This window comes from Rhodococcus opacus, from assembly GCF_012396235.1.
Taxonomy (GTDB): Bacteria; Actinomycetota; Actinomycetes; order Mycobacteriales; family Mycobacteriaceae; genus Rhodococcus_F; species Rhodococcus_F opacus.
On the sequence record NZ_JAAXPA010000048.1, the window covers coordinates 1 to 23,586 of the forward strand.

General features: G+C 67.2%; 19 protein-coding genes. 10 read left to right on the top strand and 9 right to left on the bottom strand.

The window, feature by feature from the left end; all coding sequences use genetic code 11:
* The coding region (locus tag HGB39_RS36200; RefSeq protein ID WP_168442996.1) for a non-ribosomal peptide synthetase at nucleotides 1–3,290 on the top strand (3,290 nt) is incomplete at its 5' end.
* Here HGB39_RS36200 and HGB39_RS36205 read toward each other — a convergent pair.
* The 3 genes from HGB39_RS36205 to HGB39_RS36215 all read right to left on the bottom strand — a co-directional run bounded on the left by HGB39_RS36205 (nucleotide 3,266) and on the right by HGB39_RS36215 (nucleotide 7,713).
* A complete protein-coding gene (locus HGB39_RS36205; RefSeq protein WP_005562496.1) occupies nucleotides 3,266–6,070 on the bottom strand; it encodes a non-ribosomal peptide synthetase in 2,805 nt (934 codons plus the stop codon). The two genes, HGB39_RS36200 and HGB39_RS36205, sit on opposite strands and share 25 nt — an antisense overlap.
* Nucleotides 6,071–6,175: 105 nt before the next feature.
* Nucleotides 6,176–7,006 carry an SDR family oxidoreductase gene (locus tag HGB39_RS36210; RefSeq protein WP_005260922.1) on the bottom strand — a complete coding sequence of 277 codons (831 nt, stop codon included), beginning with the start codon at nucleotides 7,004–7,006 and terminating at the stop codon, nucleotides 6,176–6,178.
* Nucleotides 7,003–7,713: a thioesterase II family protein gene (locus tag HGB39_RS36215; RefSeq protein WP_005562494.1), complete on the bottom strand. Its 711-nt coding sequence runs from the start codon at nucleotides 7,711–7,713 to the stop codon at nucleotides 7,003–7,005. The genes HGB39_RS36210 and HGB39_RS36215 overlap by 4 nt, the downstream gene beginning before the upstream one ends.
* 325 nt (nucleotides 7,714–8,038) lie before the next feature.
* Here HGB39_RS36215 and HGB39_RS36220 point away from each other — a divergent pair, with 325 nt between their 5' ends.
* Both HGB39_RS36220 and HGB39_RS36225 read left to right on the top strand, forming a co-directional pair.
* On the top strand, nucleotides 8,039–8,794 hold the full coding sequence (locus tag HGB39_RS36220) for an arsenate reductase/protein-tyrosine-phosphatase family protein (RefSeq protein WP_005562491.1): 756 nt from the start codon (nucleotides 8,039–8,041) through the stop codon (nucleotides 8,792–8,794).
* A gap of 13 nt (nucleotides 8,795–8,807) precedes the next feature.
* Nucleotides 8,808–9,194 (top strand): VOC family protein, encoded by a 387-nt coding sequence (locus tag HGB39_RS36225; protein ID WP_005562489.1) that lies wholly within the window; start codon nucleotides 8,808–8,810, stop codon nucleotides 9,192–9,194.
* Between the two features lie 27 nt (nucleotides 9,195–9,221).
* Here the strand turns inward: HGB39_RS36225 and HGB39_RS36230 are convergent, their stop codons facing one another.
* Nucleotides 9,222–9,698 carry a hypothetical protein gene (locus HGB39_RS36230; protein ID WP_005562487.1) on the bottom strand — a complete coding sequence of 159 codons (477 nt, stop codon included), beginning with the start codon at nucleotides 9,696–9,698 and terminating at the stop codon, nucleotides 9,222–9,224.
* Nucleotides 9,699–9,881: 183 nt separating this feature from the next.
* On the opposite strand from HGB39_RS36230, the gene HGB39_RS36235 reads away from it, so the two are divergent.
* The 4 genes from HGB39_RS36235 (at nucleotide 9,882) to HGB39_RS36255 (ending at nucleotide 13,144) form a co-directional block, all read left to right on the top strand.
* A complete protein-coding gene (locus HGB39_RS36235) occupies nucleotides 9,882–10,148 on the top strand; it encodes a YdeI/OmpD-associated family protein (protein WP_005562485.1) in 267 nt (88 codons plus the stop codon).
* A 357-nt stretch (nucleotides 10,149–10,505) separates the two neighbouring features.
* Nucleotides 10,506–10,787: a hypothetical protein gene (locus HGB39_RS36245; RefSeq protein ID WP_007298717.1), complete on the top strand. Its 282-nt coding sequence runs from the start codon at nucleotides 10,506–10,508 to the stop codon at nucleotides 10,785–10,787.
* Nucleotides 10,788–10,942: 155 nt separating this feature from the next.
* Nucleotides 10,943–12,316, top strand: a complete 1,374-nt coding sequence (locus HGB39_RS36250; RefSeq protein ID WP_005562483.1) for a wax ester/triacylglycerol synthase family O-acyltransferase — start codon at nucleotides 10,943–10,945, stop codon at nucleotides 12,314–12,316.
* A gap of 198 nt (nucleotides 12,317–12,514) precedes the next feature.
* Complete coding sequence (locus tag HGB39_RS36255; RefSeq protein ID WP_007298715.1) at nucleotides 12,515–13,144, top strand: antibiotic biosynthesis monooxygenase; 630 nt, start codon at nucleotides 12,515–12,517, stop codon at nucleotides 13,142–13,144.
* Between the two features lie 201 nt (nucleotides 13,145–13,345).
* On the opposite strand, the gene HGB39_RS39735 is transcribed toward HGB39_RS36255, so the two are convergent.
* Nucleotides 13,346–13,471: a hypothetical protein gene (locus HGB39_RS39735; RefSeq protein WP_257237409.1), complete on the bottom strand. Its 126-nt coding sequence runs from the start codon at nucleotides 13,469–13,471 to the stop codon at nucleotides 13,346–13,348.
* Between the two features lie 531 nt (nucleotides 13,472–14,002).
* On the opposite strand from HGB39_RS39735, the gene HGB39_RS36265 reads away from it, so the two are divergent.
* Nucleotides 14,003–14,413 (top strand): PAS domain-containing protein, encoded by a 411-nt coding sequence (locus HGB39_RS36265; RefSeq protein WP_005572681.1) that lies wholly within the window; start codon nucleotides 14,003–14,005, stop codon nucleotides 14,411–14,413.
* Between the two features lie 38 nt (nucleotides 14,414–14,451).
* Here HGB39_RS36265 and HGB39_RS36270 read toward each other — a convergent pair whose 3' ends face one another.
* Nucleotides 14,452–15,258: an alpha/beta hydrolase gene (locus HGB39_RS36270; protein ID WP_248950005.1), complete on the bottom strand. Its 807-nt coding sequence runs from the start codon at nucleotides 15,256–15,258 to the stop codon at nucleotides 14,452–14,454.
* Between the two features lie 861 nt (nucleotides 15,259–16,119).
* Here HGB39_RS36270 and HGB39_RS36275 point away from each other — a divergent pair.
* Nucleotides 16,120–16,773 carry a ScbR family autoregulator-binding transcription factor gene (locus HGB39_RS36275; RefSeq protein ID WP_043793355.1) on the top strand — a complete coding sequence of 218 codons (654 nt, stop codon included), beginning with the start codon at nucleotides 16,120–16,122 and terminating at the stop codon, nucleotides 16,771–16,773.
* Nucleotides 16,774–17,107: 334 nt separating this feature from the next.
* Here HGB39_RS36275 and HGB39_RS36280 read toward each other — a convergent pair whose 3' ends face one another.
* Both HGB39_RS36280 and HGB39_RS36285 read right to left on the bottom strand, forming a co-directional pair.
* Nucleotides 17,108–17,455, bottom strand: coding sequence for a hypothetical protein (locus HGB39_RS36280; RefSeq protein WP_005572687.1), 348 nt, complete (start codon nucleotides 17,453–17,455; stop codon nucleotides 17,108–17,110).
* 1,244 nt (nucleotides 17,456–18,699) lie between these two features.
* Nucleotides 18,700–19,824 carry a serine hydrolase domain-containing protein gene (locus HGB39_RS36285; protein WP_005572690.1) on the bottom strand — a complete coding sequence of 375 codons (1,125 nt, stop codon included), beginning with the start codon at nucleotides 19,822–19,824 and terminating at the stop codon, nucleotides 18,700–18,702.
* Nucleotides 19,825–19,961: 137 nt separating this feature from the next.
* Here HGB39_RS36285 and HGB39_RS36290 point away from each other — a divergent pair, with 137 nt between their 5' ends.
* The gene (locus tag HGB39_RS36290) at nucleotides 19,962–21,698 is read left to right on the top strand and encodes an ABC transporter ATP-binding protein/permease (protein ID WP_247607598.1); all 1,737 of its coding nucleotides are present in this window, start codon (nucleotides 19,962–19,964) and stop codon (nucleotides 21,696–21,698) included.
* 38 nt (nucleotides 21,699–21,736) lie between these two features.
* Here the strand turns inward: HGB39_RS36290 and HGB39_RS36295 are convergent, their stop codons facing one another.
* Entirely contained in the window at nucleotides 21,737–23,329 is a 1,593-nt protein-coding gene (locus HGB39_RS36295; protein WP_064080882.1) for an HD domain-containing phosphohydrolase, read from the bottom strand.
* Nucleotides 23,330–23,586 lie beyond the last annotated feature (257 nt).

Sequence of the window (23,586 nt, forward strand, 5' to 3'; positions counted from 1 at the left end):
CCACCCACCGCACCCACCACGGGGACCGGGTCGCGTTCCGCATCGGACGGGACCTGCACCGGTCACTATCGACGCTCGCGCGGCAGAACAACTCGACGCTCTTCATGGCGATCCACGCGCTATTCGCTGTCCTCCTCGCCCGCCTCAGCGGCAGTTCCGACATCGTGATCGGCACCCCCGTCGCCGGCCGCCCCGATCCCCGGCTGGACCAACTCGTCGGCATGTTCGTCAACACACTCGTCCTCCGGACCCCGGTCGACGGCTCCCGGTCGTTCACCGAGGTACTCGACCGCACCAGGGACGTCGACCTCGGTGCATTCCTCCACGCCGACCTGCCTTTCGAGCGCGTCGTCGAGGCCGTGGACCCGCCGCGGTCGACCTCCCGCTCACCGCTGTTCCAGGTGTCCCTCGAATTCGAGAGCGTCCTACGACCCGAGATCACACTGCCGGACCTGACCGTCACGGTCGCGGAGTACACGCCGCCCGTCGTCAAGGTCGATCTCGAACTGGTGGTCGCCGAGACGTTCGACGAGTCCGGTGCCCCGGACGGGATCGCCGCCGGATTTACCTACGCCACCGACATCTTCGACGCCGCGACCGTGCAGGGCTTCGCCGATCGTCTGACCCGTCTCGTCGCGGCGGTCGTCTCCGACCCCGACGACCCGGTCGGGGATCTGACGCTCGGCGACGAGGACGAGGACGCATCGGTCTCCGGACCGCCCGGCCTCCCGGCGCGGGTGTGGCCCGACCTGCTGGCCGGGGCGGCGGAGCGGCACTCCGACCGGGTGGCCGTGTGCGACGCCGGTCGCACGCTCACCTATCGCCAACTCGACGCCGACTCCGCGCAGTTCGCCCGGCTGCTCATCGCTCGGGGTGCCGCACCGGAAAGGTTCGTCGCCCTCGCATTGCCGCGATCCCTCGCGTGGGTCCGCGCCGTGTGGGCGGTCGCCCGCTCGGGTTCGGCGTCGGTACCCGTCGACCCGACGTATCCGCCCACCCGGATCACCCACATGCTCGACGACTGCGGAGCGGTACTCGGCGTCACCGTCGCCCGGTACCGCACACAGTTGCCGGACACGGTCGAGTGGCTGGTGCTCGACGATCCCGACCTCGAGACGCAGATGCGGCACCTTCCTGCCACCCCGGTGACCGACGTCGACCGCGCGGGTCCGCTGCACCCGGACAACCCCGCCTATCTGATCTACACGTCCGGATCGACCGGCACTCCGAAGGGGGTTGTGGTGTCGCATCGGGGTCTTTCGAACCTGTTCGAGCAGGAACGTCACCACCTGCAGGTCACCCCCGATGCGAGGGTCTCGCATCTCGCGTCCCCCAGTTTCGACGCGGCGCTGTTCGAGTTGACGATGGCGTTCTGCGCGGGGGCGCGGGTCGTGCTCGTCCCCCCGCTGACGTATGGCGGTGCGGCGCTGGCGGATATCCTGGCCGGCGAGCGGATCACCCACGCGTTCATCACCCCGACCGCGCTGGCATCGCTCGATCCGACGGGGCTCGACTCGCTGCAGGTCCTCACCGTCGCCGGTGAACCGTGCCCGGCGGACCTGGTCCGGCGATGGGCGTCCGCCCGGCGCATGCTCGATGCGTACGGTCCCACCGAGACGACGATCTGGTCGCATGTCAGTGAACCGCTGGCACCGGCGGAACCTGTCACCATCGGGCGCCCCGTCCGCGGGTTCACCGCCGCCGTCCTCGACGCCCGGCTGCATCCCGTTCCCCCGGGCACCCCGGGTGAGCTGTACCTGGCAGGGCCCGGCCTGGCCCGCGGCTACCACGCCCGCCCGGCCACGACGGCGACCCATTTCGTCGCCTGCCCGTTCGCCGCCCCCGGGTCGCGGATGTACCGCACAGGTGACCTGGTACGCACCCGGCCCGACCTCACGCTCGAACACCTCGGGCGTACCGACTTCCAGATCAAGGTGCGCGGATTCCGGGTCGAGCCGGGCGAGGTCGATTCGATCCTCGCGGCGCGCGCGGACATCGGTTTCGCGGCCACCGTCGGGCGAACCGGACCAGACGGGGAACCGATACTCGTCACCTACGTCCGCGGTGCGACCGGCGCGGACGTCGACGCGAGTGCGGTGCGCACGGCGTTGTCCGCGCAGCTTCCGCCGTACCTGGTTCCCGCCGCGGTCGTCGTACTCGACGAGGTGCCGCTCACCCCGGCCGGCAAGCTCGACCGCTCGGCCCTCCCCGAACCCGAGTTCGGCCCCCGGCCCGAACGATTCCGTGCCCCGTCCACGGCAGTGGAGCGAGCCGTCGTCGAGGCTTTCGCGAAAGTCGTCGACACCGGCGAGGACCGCGCGATCGGAGTGGACGACGACTTCTTCGCGCTCGGCGGCACGTCACTGTCCGCGGTCCGCGTCGCCGCGGACCTGCAGCGGCGACTGGGCCAGCCAGTTCCGCTTCCCGCCCTCTTCCTCGACCCCACCCCCGCAGGTCTGGCGGCCCGCCTCACGACCGAAGCGCTGCCCGCGTCGGTCGAGGACGCGCTCCGGGTTGTCGTGCCGCTGCGCCGTGGTGGTCGGCTCGCACCACTGTTCTGTGTCCATGCCGGAATGGGCCTGGCCTGGGCGTACACCGGCATGGTCCGCCATCTCTCACCGGACCGGCCCGTGTGGGGACTGCAATTGCCCTCCCTCGGCGGCGGTCCCGAGTACGACTCCATCGAGAAACTGGCACACCGATACCTCGACGAGGTCCGTACCGTCCAGCCGGCGGGACCGTATCATCTGCTCGGCTGGTCGCTCGGCGGGCTGATCGCGCATGCCATGGCCACCGAGCTGCAGGACCGGGGTGAGGAGGTCGGGTCCCTTGTGCTCCTGGACAGTTACCCTGGCGGCGCGACGGCCGATCCCGAAGCCTTGGATGCCGGCGACCTTCTGCGTGGTCTGGGAGTCGACGGCAGCCCCGGCGAGGACGCCCGGTCTCTCACGTACGCGGACGTCGGCCGCCGTCTCGGCGAGTCCTACGGTCCCGCCGCGGCTCTGACGGCAGACCAGCTGCGGCGAATCGCCGAGGGATATGCCCGGTCGACCCGGCTGTCGACGAGATTCGCCCCGAGAGTCTTCCGCGGTGACGCGCTCCTGCTCACCGCAGCGGACAGTTCCCGCGCCGGCGGTGCGCCGTCCGTCAACGCCGGATTGGGCCACTCGATCACCGGCACCGTGCAGGACGAACGCGTCGATTGCGCACACAACGACATGATGCAACCGGGTCCGGCACGGGCGATCGGCGTACTCGTCGAAACCTACGTATCCGGTCGGGGCGGATAGAGCCGCGCGAGAGTGCCGCAGATTCCGCGAATGCTCGGATGCCGGTACAGCTCCCGCATCGGGAGAGCCGGAAGGCCGAGCCGCCGCATCATGCCGTCGGCCTTGATCGCGCACAGCGAGTTACCTCCGAGCTCGAAGAGGTTGTCGTCCAGCGACACCGGGACCCCCAGCACCGACTCCCAGATGTCGGTGAGCGTCTGCGCCGTTCCCACCTCGGCGAGCGGGCCGTCCTGCGGTTCGACGGCAGTGTGCGACACGGACCGCGGGACCGGCGCGGGAAGCCTTGTCACGTCGAGTTTTCCGTTGAGGGTGAGCGGCAACGCGTCGACCACCGTGATCGTGCGGGGCACCATATGCTCGGGTAGGAATCGGGCGACGCGTTCCCGTATCGCCGCGACCGTCTCCGTCTCGGTCTCCGTCGCCGACCCGGCCGCAACGACGTAGGCGTCGATCGCGATTCCGGCCGGGTCCTCCGGCCTCCCCGACGGCACCACGGCCGCTGCCGCGACGACGGGGTCGTCGAGGAGCACGGACCGCACCTCGCCGAGTTCTACACGGAACCCGCGAATCTGGACCTGGGAGTCCAGTCGACCGAGATGCTCGAGACGGCCGTCGTCACGGATCCTTCCGCGATCGCCCGTGCGATACCACCGGGCCCCGCCGGGTGCCGCGACGAAGCGGCCGGCCGTCAATCCGGGACGGTGGAGGTACCCCAGCGCGACACCGGCTCCGCCGACGTAGATCTCGCCGGCCACTCCGGGCGGCAGCGGATGACCGTTCTCGTCCGCGACCACCACCTCCCAGCCGGGTAGTGGATCCCCCACCGTTGGTGTTCCGGTCAGGCCGTCGCGCCGTGTCACGGTGTGCGCGGTGACGTGCACGGTGGTTTCCGTCGTCCCGAACATGTTCACCAGCCGGCATCGCGATTCCGGATACCGATCGAGCCACGGCAGTACCACACGAGGATCGAGGGTCTCGCCGCCGAAGACGACCAGGCGGAGCGCGGACAGCGGCTCGAGATCCCGGTCGGCCGCGGCCAGGTGCACGAACGCCGACGGCGTCTGACTGAGGACCGTGACGTGTTCGTCGGCGAGCACCGTGTGGAACTCCACCGGGGACCGCGAGATCCAGTACGGCACGATCACGAGGCGGCCACCGGACGACAACGCGCCCCAGATCTCCCACACCGAGAAGTCGAAGGCGGGCGAATGGAACATCGACCAGGTGTCGCCGGGTGTCGGCGCGAATTCGGTTGCGGTGGACGCCATCAGCGCCGGAACGGCGCGATGCGGAATCACCACGCCTTTCGGCCGGCCGGTCGACCCGGACGTGTAGACCACGTAGGCGGGGGCGCCGTCGCCGCCTACGGCCCAATCCACGTCACCCGGCACCGATGCCGACACCGACAGCTCCGCCGGCGTCACCACCGGTACGCCGTCCCACCCGCCTCCAATCTCGAGTTCGGTGACGACCAATCGGACATCGGCGTCACGCGCCGTGTACACGAGACGATCCGGAGGATGCCGCACATCCATCGGAACGAACGCCGCACCGCTGCGCAACACCGCAAGCATCATCACGACGAGATCGACCGACCGATCCAGGCAGATTCCGACCCGGTCTCCCGGCCCGACTCCGCGATCGTGAAGACCCCGTGCCGCCCAGATCGACTGTTCGTCGAGTGCACCGTAGGTCAGCGTGCGCCGGCCGTGGGTCACTGCGACCGCATCGGGACGCTCGTGCGCGTGCCGGGCGACGAGGTGCTCGATCCGCCCACCGGAGACAGGCGCTCGCACACCGGCACCCAGCGGCGCCACCGCCTCGCCGAACACACCACGTCGTCGGGGGGACGGGTCGCGAAGTCCGTTCACCACACGGGCGACCCACTGCCCGAACCGCCTGGCGGTATCGGCGTCCACAGATGCGGGGTCGGCGTAGACCTCCAGGGTGGTGTGCCCGCCGGTCTCGACTATCGGCACGAGTGTCAGCGGGAACGGCGCCGACTGGCAGGGGAGGTACGTATGTCCGGGGTCACGCAGAACCGTCTCCAGCACACCGGTGGTCGCATTGCTCATCTCGTCGATCTCCGCGGCAAACCGGGGCACTTCTTGTCGCCGTGCGCTTTCCACCTCGTCGATCAGCTCGGCGGGTGAACGGTTCCCGGAGGTGTCGAACGTCAGGTCGACCCGGTTCTCGAATCCGCCGAGCACTCGGGGTGGGCGCGTCCGGTCGCCCCGCCACATCGGGATCGTCACCGAGCGGAGGCCGTGGCATCTGCCGGTGACGACCGCGGCGGCAGCGGCCACCGTCGCTGTCACGTCCTCGCGGGCCCGGCTCAGCGGGTGAGTGGAATGCAATACTGCCGCGCTCCATCCACGCAGTGTCCGACCGTGCCGATGACGGCGAACGGGATTCGCGATCACCGTGTCGGCGCCGATCGCACCAACGAGCACGTCGCACAGGAGCGTGAGCGAGGCCGTGTCGAGAGCACGCCGGTCGGCGACCACGACCAGATCGGCTACCTGGTCGGTGTACCGCACCAGGACTGCACGCACCACCGGACCGTCGACCGCGACGGGCCGCCGGCACTCGGCGACGAGCCGGCGCCGTGCCTCCTCCGAAGCCGAGACGGCGGGCACGTCCTCCACCCACAAACGAGTCGGCCGGGTCGCGGGCTCCCACCAGCGACGGGACGCCGTGTCCCACCGCGCCGCAAGCGTCTCCGACCGCACCCCGCTGGGCAGGCGCACCGTCATCGCATGGCCGAACGACGTGCGCACCGGCTCGGACCTCCCCCAACGGGATTGGTGCATAGAGCAATCCTAGTCGAGAAACGCGCGGCGACCTGAGCTTGTGCCTCCACCGCGAACGCGCGCGAGTCGCCCTCAGCGTGCTGTGAAACCGCCGTCCACCGTCACCACGGCACCCGTGACTCCACGCGCGTCGTCGGACGCGAGCCACCGCGCCGCTGCCGCGACCTCCCCCGGTTCGACGAGCTTGTTGGTCGGCTGGGCCTGCACGAAGACCGACTCGTGCTCGTCGACGCCGACTCCCAGGGAGCGCGCGATCTCCGCGAGCATCCGCCCTTCGTACTCACTGCTGTCCCGCACCGATCCCGGGCACAGTGCATTCACCCGGACCCCGTTCGGCGCGTAGTCGAGGGCGACGGCCTTGGTGAGGCCGACGAGGCCGTGTTTGGCCGCGACGTACCCGGCGAAGTGGCGATACCCGACGAGTCCGGCCGTCGAGGCGACATTGACGATGCTTCCGCTTCGCTGGGTCACCATGATCCGGCCGACCGTCGCGATCGTCCGCCACGCCCCGGAGAGGTCGACGTCGAGCATCAGACGCCACTCCGATTCGGCGATGTCGTGCGCCACCTTCCCGGACGGTGCGGCGATGCCCGCATTGTTGAGCAGCACGTCGAGACGACCGAATCGTTCGTGGGCCACCTGCACCGCGGCTCTGATCTCCGTGAGCTCACGGACATCCACCGCCTGGGTCACCACCGTCGCACCGTGCTCGCGGCACAACTCGGCGGTGTAGTCGAGCTGACTCTGCGAACCGAGTGGGTACGGCACCCCGGGCAAGTTCCGGGTGATGTCGACGAGCATGAGATCAGCCCCGGCCGCTGCGAACTCGACGGCGCACGCACGGCCGATCCCCCGCGCCGCGCCGGTCACGAAGGCCGTCTTCCCGGCGAGGTCGGCGCTCACCGAGCGCCCTCGCCGAGTTGCGCGGCAAGCAGTCGTACCAGCGCGTGCGGGTGCTCGGCAAGATACATGTGCCCGCCGTCCACCTCGAGCACCGAAGTCCCGGCGGTCGTCGCCGTCGCCCACTCCGCCACCTGAGCGACGCCGACGAGGTGATCGCTACGCCCGCGCAGAGCCGTGATCGGGACGTCCAGCGGCGGATGCGGTGGCGGCCGATAGTTTTCGTGCATCTCGACGTCGGCGCGGACGACGGGCAACAGCAGCTCCCGCAGTTCCGGGTTCGCCAGCGCGGGATGGGAGTACCCGGCCAGATCACCAACCTGGGCGAGGAACTCCGCATCCGCCAACGACGACGCCCGGATTTCCCGCACGGTCGCCGGTCCGGGCGATCCACTCACGAACAGGCGGGTCAACGCGACGCCCCCGTCGGCGGTCAGGCGGTGCGCCAGCTCGTAGGCCAGGACCGCACCCAAGCTGTGCCCGAACACAGCCACCCCGGCAGACTCCCGGACGACCGGCAGCACGCGCGGCGCGATGTCGTCGACGGCGGCATCGACCGTCGTGAGCAGGTCCTCACCGAAGCGTTCCTCACGGCCGGGGAGCTGCACCGGGAGGATGTCCAGCCCCCGCGGCGCATAACCCTGCCAATCGCGGAAGAAGGAGGCGCCCGCGCCCGCGTACGGCAGGCACACCAGTGTCGCAGGTACCATTGTCGCCTCCTTCCACGGCGCCGAGGAAGACCGGTTACCTTCGACCCTAGGCCGCGCTCCCTCCCGGTGTGGGGATTCGTGTGCACCCTCCGGTGCTGCGTAGCAACTGTGGGACAATCCGAGTTTCAGCAAAGCATCTCAGGCGCACGAGTTCAGATGACGTTCGGCCCCAATGCCGCACTCCCCCAGTATTTCCGAGCAGACCGTTGCCCGTCGTCATGTGCGGAGCGAAGAACCTGGAGAACTGGTCGGACAGGCTCCCGATCCAGCCCGGTCGGCAAATTGAATCAAACTGATTTGATGCATCTGGTGTTACCCTCGTGAGGTGGTGCTGTTGCGTCAACCCGTCCCGTCATTCGTGCAGCTGGCCGCTCATCCGCTGCGGTGGCAGTTGTTGGCGGTGCTGTCCGGCAGCGACTACCGGGTCCGCGAGATGGTCACGCTGGTGGGTGAGTCGCAGAACCTGATCTCCTACCACCTGCGCCTGCTGCGCGACGGTGGGCTGGTGACGGCCACACGCAGCACCTTTGACGGCCGCGACAGCTATTACCACCTGGATCTGGATCGCTGCACCGAGATGCTGGCCGGTACCGGCACCGCACTACACCCGACACTCGGCCGGACCTCCACACCCCCGCCGTTCGACCCGAAGACACCCCTCGCCGTGCTGTTCGTGTGCAGCGGCAACAGTGCCCGCTCCGCGATCGCGGAAGCTCTGATGCGCCAGCACACCAGCGGCCGAGTCGACGCAATCAGCGCCGGCACCTGCCCCAAACCGGGCATGCATCCCAATACGGTTCGGGTGCTGCGAGAAGAGTTCGGGATCGACATCTCCGACCAGCATCCCCGCCATCTCGACACACTCGCCGACCGCCGGTTCCAAGCGGTAGTCACCCTGTGCGACAAGGCCCGCGAAGTCTGCCCGGAGTTCGGCGACGACACGCACTGGATCCACTGGAGCATCCCCGACCCGACCCAATGCGGCACCGGCGAGGACACCTACCCGACCTTCCAGGCCACCGCAGCCGAGATCGACACCCGCATCCGGTACCTGCTTCCGACCCTCACCACCGAACCGTGAAAAGGAGTGCTCGATGACCCCACCCGACGAATACGCCAGCGTCCGCTACCTCGTCGACGACGTGCCCGCAGCCATCGACTTCTACACCAGCCACCTCGGCTTCACCCTGCACACCAACCCCGCCCCCGCCTTCGCCGACGTGATCCGCGGCCCCTTGCGACTACTGCTGTCCGGCCCAGCCAGTTCGGGTGCGCGCGCCACCCCCACCGACGTGACCGGGCCGGGCGGCAACCGTATCCACCTCGTCGTCAGCGACCTCGACGCCGAGATCACCCGACTGCGCGCTGCCGGTGTCGCCTTCCGTAGTGATGTGGTCAGCGGGCCGGGTGGTCGCCAGATCCTGCTCGCCGACCCCGCCGGCAATCTGATCGAACTGTTCCAGCCCACCGCCCATCGGTAGGCCTCCACACCATCGTCAACCGAATCGTCACGCACAACCGCTTCCAGAGGAACGTCGGGACAGCGTGTCACACGACCTGACATCCTTGCCCGACTCGGCGTCGATGCCTCTGCGGCGGGTCACCATGGCCGAGATCAGGCCGGATGCGACCACAACCTGCCCCAACATCAACGACGCCGGCAGTATCAACAACTCCCACCCCGTCGAACCATAGGCCTGCGACCACACCACGATCGCGATGGCCAGAATCCACGTCAGAACCTGTCCCAGCGTCATCAACGCGCCGGCCCACCTCAGATCGGTGCGTCGGACGAGCCCGATCGTGCCCGCGACCGTCCCTACCAGCGCGGCGATCAGCCCGACCGGCGTCGGGAGCAGAACCATCGGGCCGAGAAGTGGTCCAGGCTCCACCATTCCCGTTCCTACCAGTTGCGGCACGACGAACAGCCACACCGACACACCGCACAGCACTGAGACGACCGATACGCTCGTGAGCACCTTCATCGCATCAACCTAAACCAGACTTCGGACTCACTCCGGCCGTCCTCCATCGCAGGTGGCGCACGGTCAGCCGATCTCGCATGCGGCGACCGCGCCGCCGGATGCAGGAGGGCTGCTTGTGGATCGACACCGAACCGCGGTTGGCTACGGGCGCCAGACCTGGACGAGCGTCGGTATTCTCGAAACATGGGCAAGCCCACGGTCCCGAGCGGCACGGTGCACAGAGTGCCGGCGGATCTACGAAAGGCGTTGGCCGACGACGGCCCGGCGCTGGCCGCGTGGAATGACATCACACCACTGGCACGCAATGAGTGGATCTGCTGGGTCGAGGATGCCAAGCTCGATGAAACCAGAGCGCGTCGCATCAGAAGGACGCACACCGAACTGGCTGAAGGCAAGCGGCGCCCGTGCTGCTGGCCTGGATGCAGCCACCGGGAAAAGACCGGTAGGTAGAACCGTGATCGACCGTTTCCCGTGGTCGATCCCGTTGGTCTGTCGCGGTGGAACGCCGATGCGTGTGGCGAGGCGGCTCTGTGTGACGCCGAGTGGCAATCTCCAGAACCACTACGGACTCGCCATCGCCGACATCACCCCGCTGACAGCATGACAAACGCTCGCACTGAATCCACGGCTCGCCCGAAGTGGGAATGCCCTGCCCTCGGCGGTGTCTGCGGTTTGGCTGACAGGGCGAGCCGGGTCGGATACAACTGAGAGGGCATCGACAGTGACGCGGGCAGATCACCCTCGCGATGGGACCGGCAGACACCACATGTCCGGTGGCCGATGCGTTCAGCGAAGGAGCAAACGTTCGTGCTCGAGAACGAAATCCACCCCGTGGTCCGCATCCCGTCCCCGCCCGCCGATCCGCCGCCGATCCGACAAGCGACTCGCCCGGACCGGTCACCGACCGTTGCCACTGGCCAGTGCGGGGCCGTGCGGCGACCCCTGGCCGACGCCGATCCGGATCGACAACCAGTGGACACGGACCCGAGCACATCCTCGTCGATACCCGACGATCCGATCATCTGGCCCGACCCCAGCCCGCTCGCCGACTGGTGGGACCAGGTACTCGGCCGGCCCTCGACCACCTGAGAGCCCGCGGACCTACTCGAAGGTGTGGAATCCCGGCCGCCAAGTGTCGTCGTCTCTGCGGAAAGCACGGTCATCGCGGGTGCGGTGTGCTCTGCTGAGACCACACAGAAGCGGGGAGGTGCGGTGTGCGAGCTGGGGTCGGTGGACTGGTGCCGATGAGCCCGACCGAGGCGATGTTCGTGCTCTTCGAATCCCCATCGCACCCGATGCACGTGGCTACCCTGACCCTGTTCGATCCCCCACGCGGCACCGCACCCGGTGCCCACGCCGCCGAGATGGTCGAGCGCTTGCGCGCCCACGCCGAGGTGGCGGAATTGTTCCGCAAACGTCCCTCCCGTCCGCTGCACGGGTATCCGTGGTGGCGGCTCGACAAGCACATCGATCTCGGATATCACGTGCGGCACACTGCCGTTCCCGGTGAGGGCACGATGGCCGAGCTGCTGTCGCTCGTCTCGCAGATGCATTCGATGCCGCTCGATCCCCAGCACCCGATGTGGGAGATGCACGTCATCGAGGGCCTGACAGACGGGCGCACCGCGGTGTACACGAAGTTTCACCTGTCGCTGACCGACGGAGCCTCCGGGATGCGGCTGCTGCACCGCGCACTCACAGTCGAACCGGACCTCCATGACTGCCCGGCGCCGTGGAGCCCGTCGGTCGCGGCCCCCACTCGCCATCCCTCCCGCAACCCCCGCGGGGTGCTGCGGTCCGGCCTGGTCACCACGCGGGAGCTGACGGCAACCGTCCCCACTCTGATCCGCGCCGGCTACCACGGCCTGACCGAAGAACACCTGACGTTGCCACTGCAGTCCCCGCCGACGATCTTCAACGCCCCGACCGGCCGCGCCCGCAAGGTCGCCGCCCGATCCTGGCCCCTGAACCAACTGCGCCGCCTCGCCGCCTGCACCGGCGCCCCATTGGATGTGGTCGTGTTGACGATGTGCGCGGGAGCCCTCCGCGCATATCTGCTCGAGCAGTACGCCCTCCCCGAGGCGCCGTTGACCGCGATGCTCCCCGTCCCGCTCGACCTCGGTGAGTCGCCCAGCATCGGGCCTGGCGGCAACCGAGGGATCGGCGCAATGGTGGTGTCCCTGGCCACCGATGAAGACGACCCACTCACCCGCCTGGCGCGGATCGCCGACTCCGTGGCCCATACCAGTGGCATTGTCGCCGCCCTGAGCCGAACCCAATTCCAACTGGTCAGTGCCCTGATGTTGAGTCCGATCATGCTCGACCCGGTCCGCCGGGTCCTCGACGACATCCCGCCGCCGTTCAACGTGATGATCTCCTACACCCCGGGACCGACCCGCCCGCGGTACTGGAACGGCGCCCATCTCGACGCCGTCTACCCGATCCCGACCCTCGCGCGCGGCCAGGCGTTGAGCATCACCCTCACCAGCCGGTCCGGGCAGCTGCACGTCACGGTCGTCGGCGACCGCACCGCGGTCCCTCACCTGCATCGGATCATCGGTCACCTCGACACCGCCCTGACCGACCTCGACACCGCGGCCCGCACCGCCTCCCCCTGACACCCGGATCGTTCGCGGGGGCACGAATTCGTTTCAAGCTCAATCGCGACCTCATGTCAGGGGTCGGAACCGCGCAGCTGCGGCGGATCCTCGCCGCCGACATCGGCCACCCCCATTGCCTCCGACGGACAGGGGGAGCAGTGTGAAACACGGGGAAATGACCGGCGACGCCGCGTCGGCGCCGCCCAGAGGAGAAGGGTGCCGATCGTGTTCGCACGCTCAACCACAATTCAAGCGCATCCGTCGTACATCGACGCCGGGATCAAGCACGTACGTGACACCGTGATGCCGGCGCTGGCGGACACCGAGGGCTGCCTCGGAATGTCCCTGCTGGTCGATCGCGACTCGGGCCGGTGCATCGCGACCAGTTCGTGGCGGGACGAGGAATCGCTACGCGCCAGCGAGGGACCGGTGCTGAAGCTGCGTGACGACGCAGCCAAGGTCTTCCACGGCACCACGGAAGTGTCGCGGTGGGACATCGCTGTCATGCATCGCGACCACCATTCGGATCGCGGAGCCTGTTGCCGGGTCACGTGGATCAAGACCGAGCCGGCCCACATGGACCGCGCCGTCGACGTGTGGAAGATGGCCGCACTACCCAAGATGGAAGAACTCGACGGCTTCTGCAGCGCCAGCCTGATGCTCGACCACGCCGCGGGTCGCGGGGTGTCGTCGCTGACATTCGACAGCGCCGAGGCGATGGAACGCAATAGGGACCGCATCGACCGCATCCGGGACGAAGGAGTTCGCGAGGCGAACTCCGAGGTGCTCGATACTTGCGAGTTCGAGCTGGCCATCGCGCATCTGCACGTCCCCGAGATGGCGTGAAACTGTCGAACTGCCGAACTGTCGAGAAGGACAACCCCATCCTGTTCTTGCGGCTGCCGCACCGGTGGCCGTCATTCGAGACGGACACCGACGACGAGAAGCTTCAGGGCACAGGACGGGGCACGCGCGCCCTTACTGCCCGGTCGGTCCAGCGGATCGGCGACGGCTCGTACCGCCGCCGGTCCCCGACTGGGCACACAGCTAGAAGTCGACCCCGTGGCCCTCGAGCCACCGCGCGGGGGTGAACCACGGTGTATCGAGGTGGTACTCCTTGTCGAGGGCGTCCAAGATCGCATGCGCGTCCGCCCCGCGGTAGCTCTCGTACATTCGAACATGAAGTCCTGAACGCTTTTTCACTGCATCGAACAAAATGCCGTGACGGAACAGAACCGTCGAGGAAGGGCGCACCACGATGTTCCCGCCGCGGTCGGCCGCACCTCCGTCCACAACCTCCAGACACAACACCATGCGGGGATCTGTCGAGAGCACGACAAGCAGCAAATCCATATCGTGAGGTTGCGTCACCCCGTGCCATGGCCTTTTCCCCTCCGTACCGCCGACTGCAACACAGTCGAGCGCCCGACGCCAGGGCCGACCTTCGACGATGTGCAACCGGCCACCGGACCTCAGCGGCGGAAGCGGACAATCCCCCGCCGACCCGGATGCGGAGACATGCGTAGTTCCGTGTTCGGTCGTCATACTCCCGGCGTGCCCGTCGCCATCCGTCCCGAAACATCGGACTGCCCCCGCACACGCCGGATCCGCGAACGCCTCCGCCAAGTCTCCCGTCCACCGCCCTCATCGCGTGCCTGCGGAGGGTCGGCGTAACAGGGAGGTTCTGCGCTCGATAGATCGAGTATGGACAGACGACGCCCGAATCCCGACACCACACTGGGTTACCTCGAGCAGCTCCCCGTCCTCGTGCTTCTGGACAGGCTGCCGGTGCCGGTCCTGGCTGTGGCTCAGGACGGTCTCGTCATCTACATGAATCGGGCTTTCGAACACATGCTGGGGTATCCGCAGGGCGCGCTCCGCGAGTGTGTGATCGGAGACCTGGTCCACACGGTGTCTCCGCCTCGATCGGCCGTGACGGAACTGCACGAGTCGGCCGGCAAGATCGTCGCGCTCACGCATCGGGACGGTTCCACCGTGCGAGCCGCACTCAGTCGGTCAACGCTCGAGCGACACGACGACCCGGTCATGCTCGTCTGCTTCCAGGATGTGACCGAACAACTGTGGGGCGGCGGCAGCGTCCCGCACTTCGAGTGATGTGCCAGCGCCACGCTGTCGGCCGGCCCTCGAAGTCTTTACCGGAGATGTCTCACCGGCATTCGTACGGGCGTGGTGCGCATGACGTGGCGGGCGCGGATATTTCGCAATGCCACCATTTCGTCGTCGCGATCGCGGTGAAGGGTACGTGCGGTGGTTGCCGTGCGGATGAAGTTGCCGATCTGCCGGATCGCATGGTCCGCCTCGGGAATGAGGTCGGCGGCCGCCTGGAATACATGGACCTGGCGGTCCCACACCTCGAGGGTGACCGGCACCCCGGCGGCCGCGAGGCGCTCGGCCATCAGCTCCGCATCCGGGTAGAGCATCTCGGTGGACCCGACCTGGATCAACACCGGCGGCAGGCCGGCCAGGATGCAGTCAACCGGCGAGATGCGCGGTTTCCCGGTAGTGCGGCGGCGAGCGCCCTGATCGGGCAAGCCGGCGAAGGTGGTGAGGACCGAACGCGGAAAGACCGGACACCGGTCGGCGCCCGGGTGGGCAAGCTTCCCCGTGGGATCCATGTCCGTCAGCGGTGACAGCGCGACCAGGCCCGCCGGACACGGCAGGTGCAGGTCGGCAAGCGTCAACGCCGTCATGAAGGTCAGGTAGCCGCCGGCGGAATCACCGGCGATCACGATCTTCTCCGCGTCGAACCCCTGCCCGAGCAGCCAGCGGTAACCGTCGACCCCGTCGGCAATGGCATCACGGATCGGATGTCTGGGCATCATCCGGTAGCCGACACTGAGCACCGCGGCCCCGGCGGACGCGGAGATCCGTGAAACCAGCCGGCGGTGGGTATTCAACCCGCAGGTCAGGAAGCCGCCACCATGCAGGTACAACACCACTGTCGCTGTTCCCGTGTTGCCGGCGTCGATCAATTCGGCGTCGCAGTTCTCGAGGCGCACTGATTGGCGGCCGACCCCACGGAGGGGCGGGACGATTCGGGCGGCGGGGTCTATCAGTCCGGCCGGCCACAGGGGACTCGGCCACTGGGCCCACACCGCGAGCAGCGGTTTGACCGTCATCCGCAGTGCGTGCGCCAAAACCTGTGAGCGGAGGCTGGCCCCGGGGAAGAAGTCGGGCTTCGAGCCCGAGGGCGCGGGAGTCCGGGCCGCCACGCCTTCGACTACTGCGTCGAACGTCACCGGGACCTCGTCCCCGCACTCCTGCACGAAATGCGCTAGGACGGAATGAAACAACGCATCACCATACATCGGCGGGCCCACCGTCTACTGTGTCAGGCGCGTGCAAGCCGCAACGCTCCCCCGGGCATCAGGAAATCCGTGCCGTGACGCGCCGACCTGGTGCCAGGCCCGTCGCGACCACTGTGCGTCGGGGATGCAATGCCTCGATCCCGTGGACCTGACACTGAAACAAACTGCTTGTCTGTATCTTCGCGATGTTACATACCGTAAGATTGTTTGTAAAGCAATCGTGAAGCCACACAGGACCGTGGAGTCATCAGATGTCAGCGATCAGGCAGAGTGCAGCTGGGCCAAAGATCTGCCATTGGGCTACAGGCAGATCCGGGATCGAGAGGTATCGGATGAATCCCAGGATGACACCACCATCAGAACAGGACCGCCGCGCGTTCCGCCGGAATCAGCACCTCCGCGGCCCGGGCCGCGATGCCCTCGTGCCGGTATTGCTCATGATGCAAGGGGACGCAGGTCGCATCGAGGGGCGGGCCGATGGAGTCTGAGAGAATGACACAACAGTCCCGCGCCGAGGCGACACGCCGCGCGACCATCGAGGCGGCCGCGGAGGTGTTCGCGGCGAACGGATACGCGAACACCAACCTCGCCGACATCATCAGCCACCCGGGAATCTCCAAAGGCGCAGTCTACTTCCACTTCACCTCCAAGGAGACTCTCGCGCGGGCGACGATCGACGAACAGCACGCGACGTCGATGGCGGCGTGCCGGAACCTGTTGGACACAGCTCTTCCGCCGCTCGAATCGCTGATCAGCATGTCACTCCTGATGGTCGACCAACTACTGACGAGCCCCCTCACACGGGCCGGAGTGAGGCTCACCGGCGAGATAGGCGATGCGCGCGGGACGGTAACCGATCCCCATCGGGAGTGGGTGGAGCTGGTGGCGACGATCGCCGATCGAGCGATCGATGCCGGAGACCTCCTCCCGGACACAGATTCCGAAGATTTCGCCAACTTCCTCGTCGCCGCGTTCGACGGCGTCCGAATGTGGTCCACCCACGGGAACACAACTCGAGATCTCCCGATCCGTACCGAGCAACTGTGGACATTCGTCCTGCCCGGGATCGTCGACGCCCCCCACGTCGATTACTTTCGCGAGTATGTCCACCGCAGATGGGGTCACGCATCACTCGACACCGAGTGAGACATCGAGAACGATCGACACCGCAGCCGACCTGACCACCCCCGCGACCCGTCCGCGTGATCGGCCACCCTTGGGAACTTCTCTGCTCTGTGAGCCCAACGGTCGAGAGGACGTCGTAGATCGCCGACCACCACCGATTCGGGTGCGACTGTGACAGTTGTTATATTCCAGTAACTTTGGTTGATCGCACTTCATCCGCCTTCCACTCCCGTACCGCGTTCCGCTCCGGCGACCCGCCGTACGCTCCACCCTGCCCAAAACCACCATCAACGCCACTTTTCTCGCACCACCGAGATGTGGACCGATGGCCAGTGATCGACGGACGTCATGCACGTCATGTCGGCGGACCCGCGTCCTGCTGACGGCGTTGATGAAACCGCTCGCGCTGCTCATCGAGCAAGATCACACCACGACACTGGACGCGGTGATGTTCACGGGCAATCAGCAGTCGTACCGACGTGGTCCGCCGTTCCAGCTCGGCCGCGCGCCTGGCCGCGTTCTCATCGTCGAGCAGGTACGCCGCGGCACGGTCGCAGTCGATCAGGATCTGCTCGTACGCGAGCCGGACCGGCTCCCGTTCGTCGAGCCGAGACACCGCCACGTCTTCGATCAGTTGCAGCGGAAGCCGCGCAAGGCGGTAGTTCACGCGTAGAAGGGCCAAGGACAGGGAGCCGAGTGTCACACGCGGAATCGTAAGCTCGGCGAAAGCACTTGCGGATAGGGTCTTTAGTCCCGTTGTTGATATCCGCGCCTTCCGCGGAGCGCTCATGCCGTGTGGGTTACCGTCTGGATCGCCATGTATGAGCCATCGGCCCCGAAGCCCACCGGCGACCTCTCCAGGCAGGCACCGGAGCCAATCGGATTGGGCCCCAGCTCCTCCCCACGCGCGGAGTCCCTACCTCGACCAGGGATGACAGCAGCTCTCTTCATCGCCCGACCCTCCGATCCAGGTCACAGCACCCCGTCAACGCGGAGAAACTCCCGCTCGCGGTCGATGTCAGTGACCGCGAGTCACACCGGACGGTTTCGGGACTTTCCCGAACATGGACGGTTGCCTAGTGGCGCTCCCGACAGGAATGCGGTACAAACGAGCCCTGCAACTCAATTGTGACCCAAATCACTCATAATCGTTACCGGAGGAGACAGACAAACCTCGCAGGCGGCCCCGCCGATCCGACCCGACATCGCCTGCACCTACCCCTTGCGAAAGGAGCATGGAATGCATCCCTCGCTACCCACGAAGCAGTGGATACCCGGCGGTACAGAACGCCTCACACAGCCAGTCATCGGTGCCGGTGCCTCATTATCCGTAGCCATGCCCGCGTGGATGGTCACCAACTCACTGTGGGCCACCGCGGCGATCGTCGCCGCGACATTCGCCAGCCTCATTGCGGCAGCTGTGATGCTCCGACCTTCTCCATGACCCACGCCCCGAAGACGCCGCCCGCGCGGCGTCCCATTCCACGTCGACGGATGACGGCGACCGGAAACAGGCCGACGTCGACCGCATCCCGCCGACATCCCAGGAATCGTAAAGGCCCGGTACAAATATGCCTTGGACTGTTGTGGTCATCGCCGTGACGTTGATCGTGGTGGTCGCCTCTCTCAGCGCAGCGCTCGCCGCGGATGCGATGTCGCACCGTCACGGATATGAACCCGAACCGTCGAGTGTCGGTGGACGAGGCTCTGCCCCCGGTCCGACCACCCAGCTCCGCCATCCCCGCTGGCGCCGGACCGCTGTGCGGGCCTGGACAATCTGTGGTGCCGCCTCGGCGATTGCGATTGCACTCGTCGGATTGCTGATGTCAGCTGGTTGAAGGCAGGTCCGCCGTCCGCGCCACCACTGCCTGCCACCTGTCGGAGAGCCCGACTTCGAATGCGAAGGCGTATCTGATCTGCGCGGCCGCAATCCTTTTCATCCGACCTCTACGACGGAGGCGCCGGCCAGGGATGGTCGGGGCTGATGATCTTCACGATCTCAGCGAAGAAGTTCCACACGCCCAGCGGGTCGACGTTCGTATTGACCAGCATTACCACCGTCTTGCCCTCGGGCGGAAGGTAATAGGCGTAGGTCTGGTAGCCCGCGATATTTCCGTTGTGGCCGATCCAGCCGTTCTGGTACTCGACCCCCAGTCCGTACATCGAACCCGTACCTTCCGACGGTGCCGGCTGAAACTGCTCCCGCTCGCGCTGAGTTGCCGGCGAGAGCAACGTTCCGGTGGCCAAGTCGCGCACCCACACACGCAGGTCGTCGAGGGTGGAAATCATGTTTCCCGCACCGAATCCCCAGGACGGGTTCCAGTCGGTCGCGTCCACCGTTTCGCCGTCAGGTGTTTTCGTGTATCCGTGAGCGTGCGGTGACGGAAAGGCCGCATCGGTCGGGACCGATGTGTGGCCGAGATTCTCGGGTCGCGCGATGTACTCGTCGATATACGCGTTCAGCGGGTGGCCGGAGACCTCCTCGACCACGAGACCCAGGAGCGCGGTATTGGTGTTGGAGTAGTCGAACTCGGTGCCCGGTGCGAACAGCGGTGGACGGCTGAAACTGATTTCGAGCAGTTCCTGAGGCGTCCATTGGCGCTGCGGCTGACTCGGGAGCGCCGGGATCACCACGTCCGAGTAGTCGGGAAGCCCACTGCGCATGGCCGCCAACTGGCGGATGGTGATCGTGTCCCCGTTGGGGACGTCGGGCACATATCTGTCGATCGGATCGTCGAGGCCGACCTTTCCCTGATCGACTAGCTGCAGCACGGCGGTGGTGGTGAAGGTCTTGGTCACGCTGCCGATGCGCATGAACAGGTCGGGCGCCATGGGGTCGCCGGTGGCCGTTTCGCGCACCCCGAACGCCTGGACGCAGGGCTCGGCGCCGTCCTGCCAGACACCGACGATGGCCCCGGGAATCGAGGCGTGCTCCATCGCCCCCGGAATCGTCTCGGTGAGCTGTGCACCGGGCCCGGCTGGTTGAACTGCCGACTCACCGCATCCCGCCAGTCCTGTCATCGAGAGCGCCAAGACGGCGACGATCTGCCGCCCCGAGAATGTTCGTGCCACCCCTCTCCCCAATCCGTGCGTTCGGTATCGATCTCTTGAAGCTTGCCTCATCGGCTCCGCCTTGGATCGGTTTCGGGAGTCCGATTTGAGGCAAACGCCCCATGCGGCCACGGAACCGGCGGGCCGATGATCAGGGCATGACAAAGCGAGTTCAGGAATCACTGAGATCACCCGACACGACCGCATCGACATTGGAACCACCGACCGTGGGGCGGGTCGATGCAGTCGACGTGAGCCGGCAGGCCGGGGCGCGGCGGATCCTCCAGGAGCTGTCGCTGTCGGTCGAACCCGGCGAGTTGGTCGCCATTGCCGGCGGAAGTGGAGCAGGAAAGAGCACGTTGCTGGAAATCCTCGCGGGACTGCAACCACCGTCCGCCGGGCAGGTTCGACACGACGGCGTCGTTCGCGGTGCCCGAGTCAGCGCCGATTCCCGTATCGGCTACGTGCCCCAGGACGACATCATCCACCTCGAAATGCCCCTGCGCCGCACGCTGCGGTATGCGGCGCGGCTCCGGCTGCCCGCGGGCACATCGGCGGCCGAAGCGGACCGGATAGTCGAGGAGACCATGCAGGACCTCGACCTGGTCGATCGGGCCGAGGTGCCGGTCCGTGCGCTGTCCGGCGGCCAGCGCAAGCGGGCCAGTATCGCCGTGGAGCTACTGACCCGGCCACACCTCTTCTTCCTCGACGAACCCACCTCCGGGCTCGACCCGTCCACCGCAGCCGACGTGATGCGCCTGCTGCGCCGACTCAGCCGACGCGGGGTCACGGTCGTCCTCACGACGCATGAACCGGCCGGCATCGACCGGTGCGACCGGGTGGTGTTCCTGGCTCGCGACGGCCACCTGGCCTTCACCGGCAGCCCGACCGAGGCTCGGCGCTACTTCGGTGTGGAGGATCTCGCCGAGGTGTACGACCGGCTGGCTCGTGAGCACACCCCTCAGATCTGGGCCGAGCGATTCGCGGACAGTGCTGGAACGTCGAAAGCCCCGCCCGGATCGGCGCTACCGTCTGTCCCGCCCATCGCGGCCACCCGATCAGACCTCAACCGCACAGGCATGGTGCGGCAATGGTGGCTACTCACACGACGCAATGTTGATGTCCTCCTTCGCAACCGGTTGACCCTGACCGTCCTGCTCGGCTCTCCGGTGCTGGTCACGGCGATGATGGCGACGCTGTTCCAGCGCGGCGCGTTCGACCCGCGTAGCGCAGCCGACCTCGGCCCGGCCCAGATCGTGTTCTGGATAGCATTCGCAGGCTTCTTCTTCGGCCTCACGTACGGCCTGCTCCAGATCGTCGGGGAGATGGCCGTCTTCCGGCAGGAACGACTGGCCGGGCTCAGCGTGGGCGCCTACGTGGCATCCAAGGTGACAGCGCTGCTTCCGGTGCTGGCTGGAGTGAGCGCGCTGCTGCTCGGTGTTCTGCGGGCGCTCGGTCGGCTCCCCGCCGTCGGATGGGACGTGTCCGCCTTCCTGTTCGTGACGATTGTGATCGAGGCGACCTCGGCGCTTGCCCTCGGCTTGCTCGCCTCGGCCGCGGTGTCCAACGCCGCGCAGGCCGCCCTCGCCCTGCCGATGCTCTGCTTCCCTCAGGTTCTGTTCGGGGGCGCCATCGTTCCCGTCGACGAGATGGCCATCCCGGGCCGCCTGATGAGCCTCGGCCTATCCAACCGCCACGCATTCGAAGCATTGGGTCGCGACCTGGATCTCGACCGGTACAGCGCCACGCTTCCGGCGATGTCCGCATACGGCGACACCTTCCACGGAGGCACCGGCGCCAGCCTCATCGCGCTCGCCTCGTTTGCCGTCGCCCTCACGCTCGCCACGGTGTGGGTCCTGGACCGGCGGTCCCGGCCCGGCGCATCCCGGCGATGACGACCCCGCACGGCCGGTCCCACCAGATGGCGGATGCGTCACTTCCCCACGGCCGCATTGACCGGGAAGCCCACCAGACCCCGATCGATCGCGGCGAGACTGGCCTGCGTGCGGTTGTTCACCCCGAGCTTGGTGTAGACACGTTCGACGTGGTTGCGTGCCGTTTTCTCGGCGATGAACAGTTCGGCGGCGATCTCTCGGTTCGACCGGCCCTGCGCGACCAGTCGCAGGATCTCGACCTCGCGGTCGGTCAGCCCGGCAGGCCAGGGCGTCCGCCGCGACAGCCGCTGCCCGGCCGCCGACAGCACGGCTGCCACCGACGCGGCGTCGAGGCGTCCGGCGCGCGCCTCCTCTCTCAACCGATCGGCAGCGCCGCGAGGATCGAGCGCCGGCCGGTGTGGACGTGGCTCGAGCAGTCCCTGATAAGCCTCCGCCGCGGCAAGCAGCCGGTCCTGCGCGGTCAGCTCCGCGCCGGCGATCCCCCGGGGAAAGCCGGACCCGTCGATCCGTTCCCGGTGCTTCATCGCGACGGACACCACCGACTCCAAGCCGTTGACTCGGCTCAGTATCCGGCCGGTCAGATCCGGATACATCCGCACCCGTTCCCATTCAGCCGTGGTGAGCGGCCCCTTCTTCTCCCAGATCTGGTTGGACACTCCCATTTTGCCGAGGCTGTGCACGAGGCCGGCACGGTAGAGATGCGTGATGTCCGACGGCGACATGCCCAGGTGGCGGGCCGCCCCGGCCACCAGGTTCGCGACACCACGCGAATGCCCCAGAGTGAACGGAGATTTGAGATCGACGAAATCGGCCATGGCCCTGAGCAACTCGTCGCTCTCGTCGGCCTTCAGGGTTCGATCACGATCGGGTGCTCGAGCCAACGCCGCAACCCAGACGTCTATTTCGAGCAATCCGTCCACGATCGCCGCCGCGTCACGTTCGAATACGTCCGCCACGGCCGGGCTGAACTGACTGCCGCGCCGGGAACGGAGAACGCCCTTCGCGTGCTCGAGCCCACCCGTCCGCAGATGCACCTCGACGACATCTGCAACGTGAGCGATGTGGATCTCGACCGGGATACCCTCTCCGCGACAACCGTTGGGCAACCCCCGGCCGTCCCAGCGCTCGAAGACGTAGGCCAGCGCCTTTCCGACCTGCCCGTCCAAGCCCATCCGATCCGAAAGGACCCCGGCGGAACTGCAATGCGAATGGATCAGTGTGGCAACCTGGCTGCGAGCCGCGACCAGAAGGCCGGCGGCACGGATGCCGCGTTCCCAGCCCGGCAATCCGCGTCCCATGTGACTCATCATCAGGCGCAGAAACGGCAGGCCGGTCATGTCGACCGCGTAAGTGTCGGCCCGGAAGGCAATGTCGTCGCCGAAGAGCGCCGAGAGTTCGTGGGAGTCGGCGTGACAACCGATCCACCCGACCAGATTGGCGTAGTACACGGTAGCTCGCTGTTGCGGGCCGAGTCCCATCCGCTCCGCGATCCGTGTCGCGATCAACGACGACCGAAGCATGTGTTCCATCGGTTGACCCAGACCGAGGTCGATCGCCAGCGATACCGCGGCCAGCAGTTCGGCTCTGCTCAGACCTGTTTCCGAACCGGGCAGCGTCCCGTGCGGGTGCATCTCCCCATTGTCCACCTGAACCTGAACACGGCCACACCTGGAAGCAACGCGAAAGACAGGTACCCACATCCGCCGAACGACCCATGTGAAAGCGCGCAGGTCAACCCACAATTGTGACCAACCGATACACGGCGGATTCAATCGGTCGTCGCAACACCTGGCTGTTGCAGTGAGCGTAGCTGGTCGGCGAAGACCTCGGCGGGGGTTCGCCAGTCGTGGATCTTGCGGGGCCGGTTATTGATCGCCAGGACGACGGC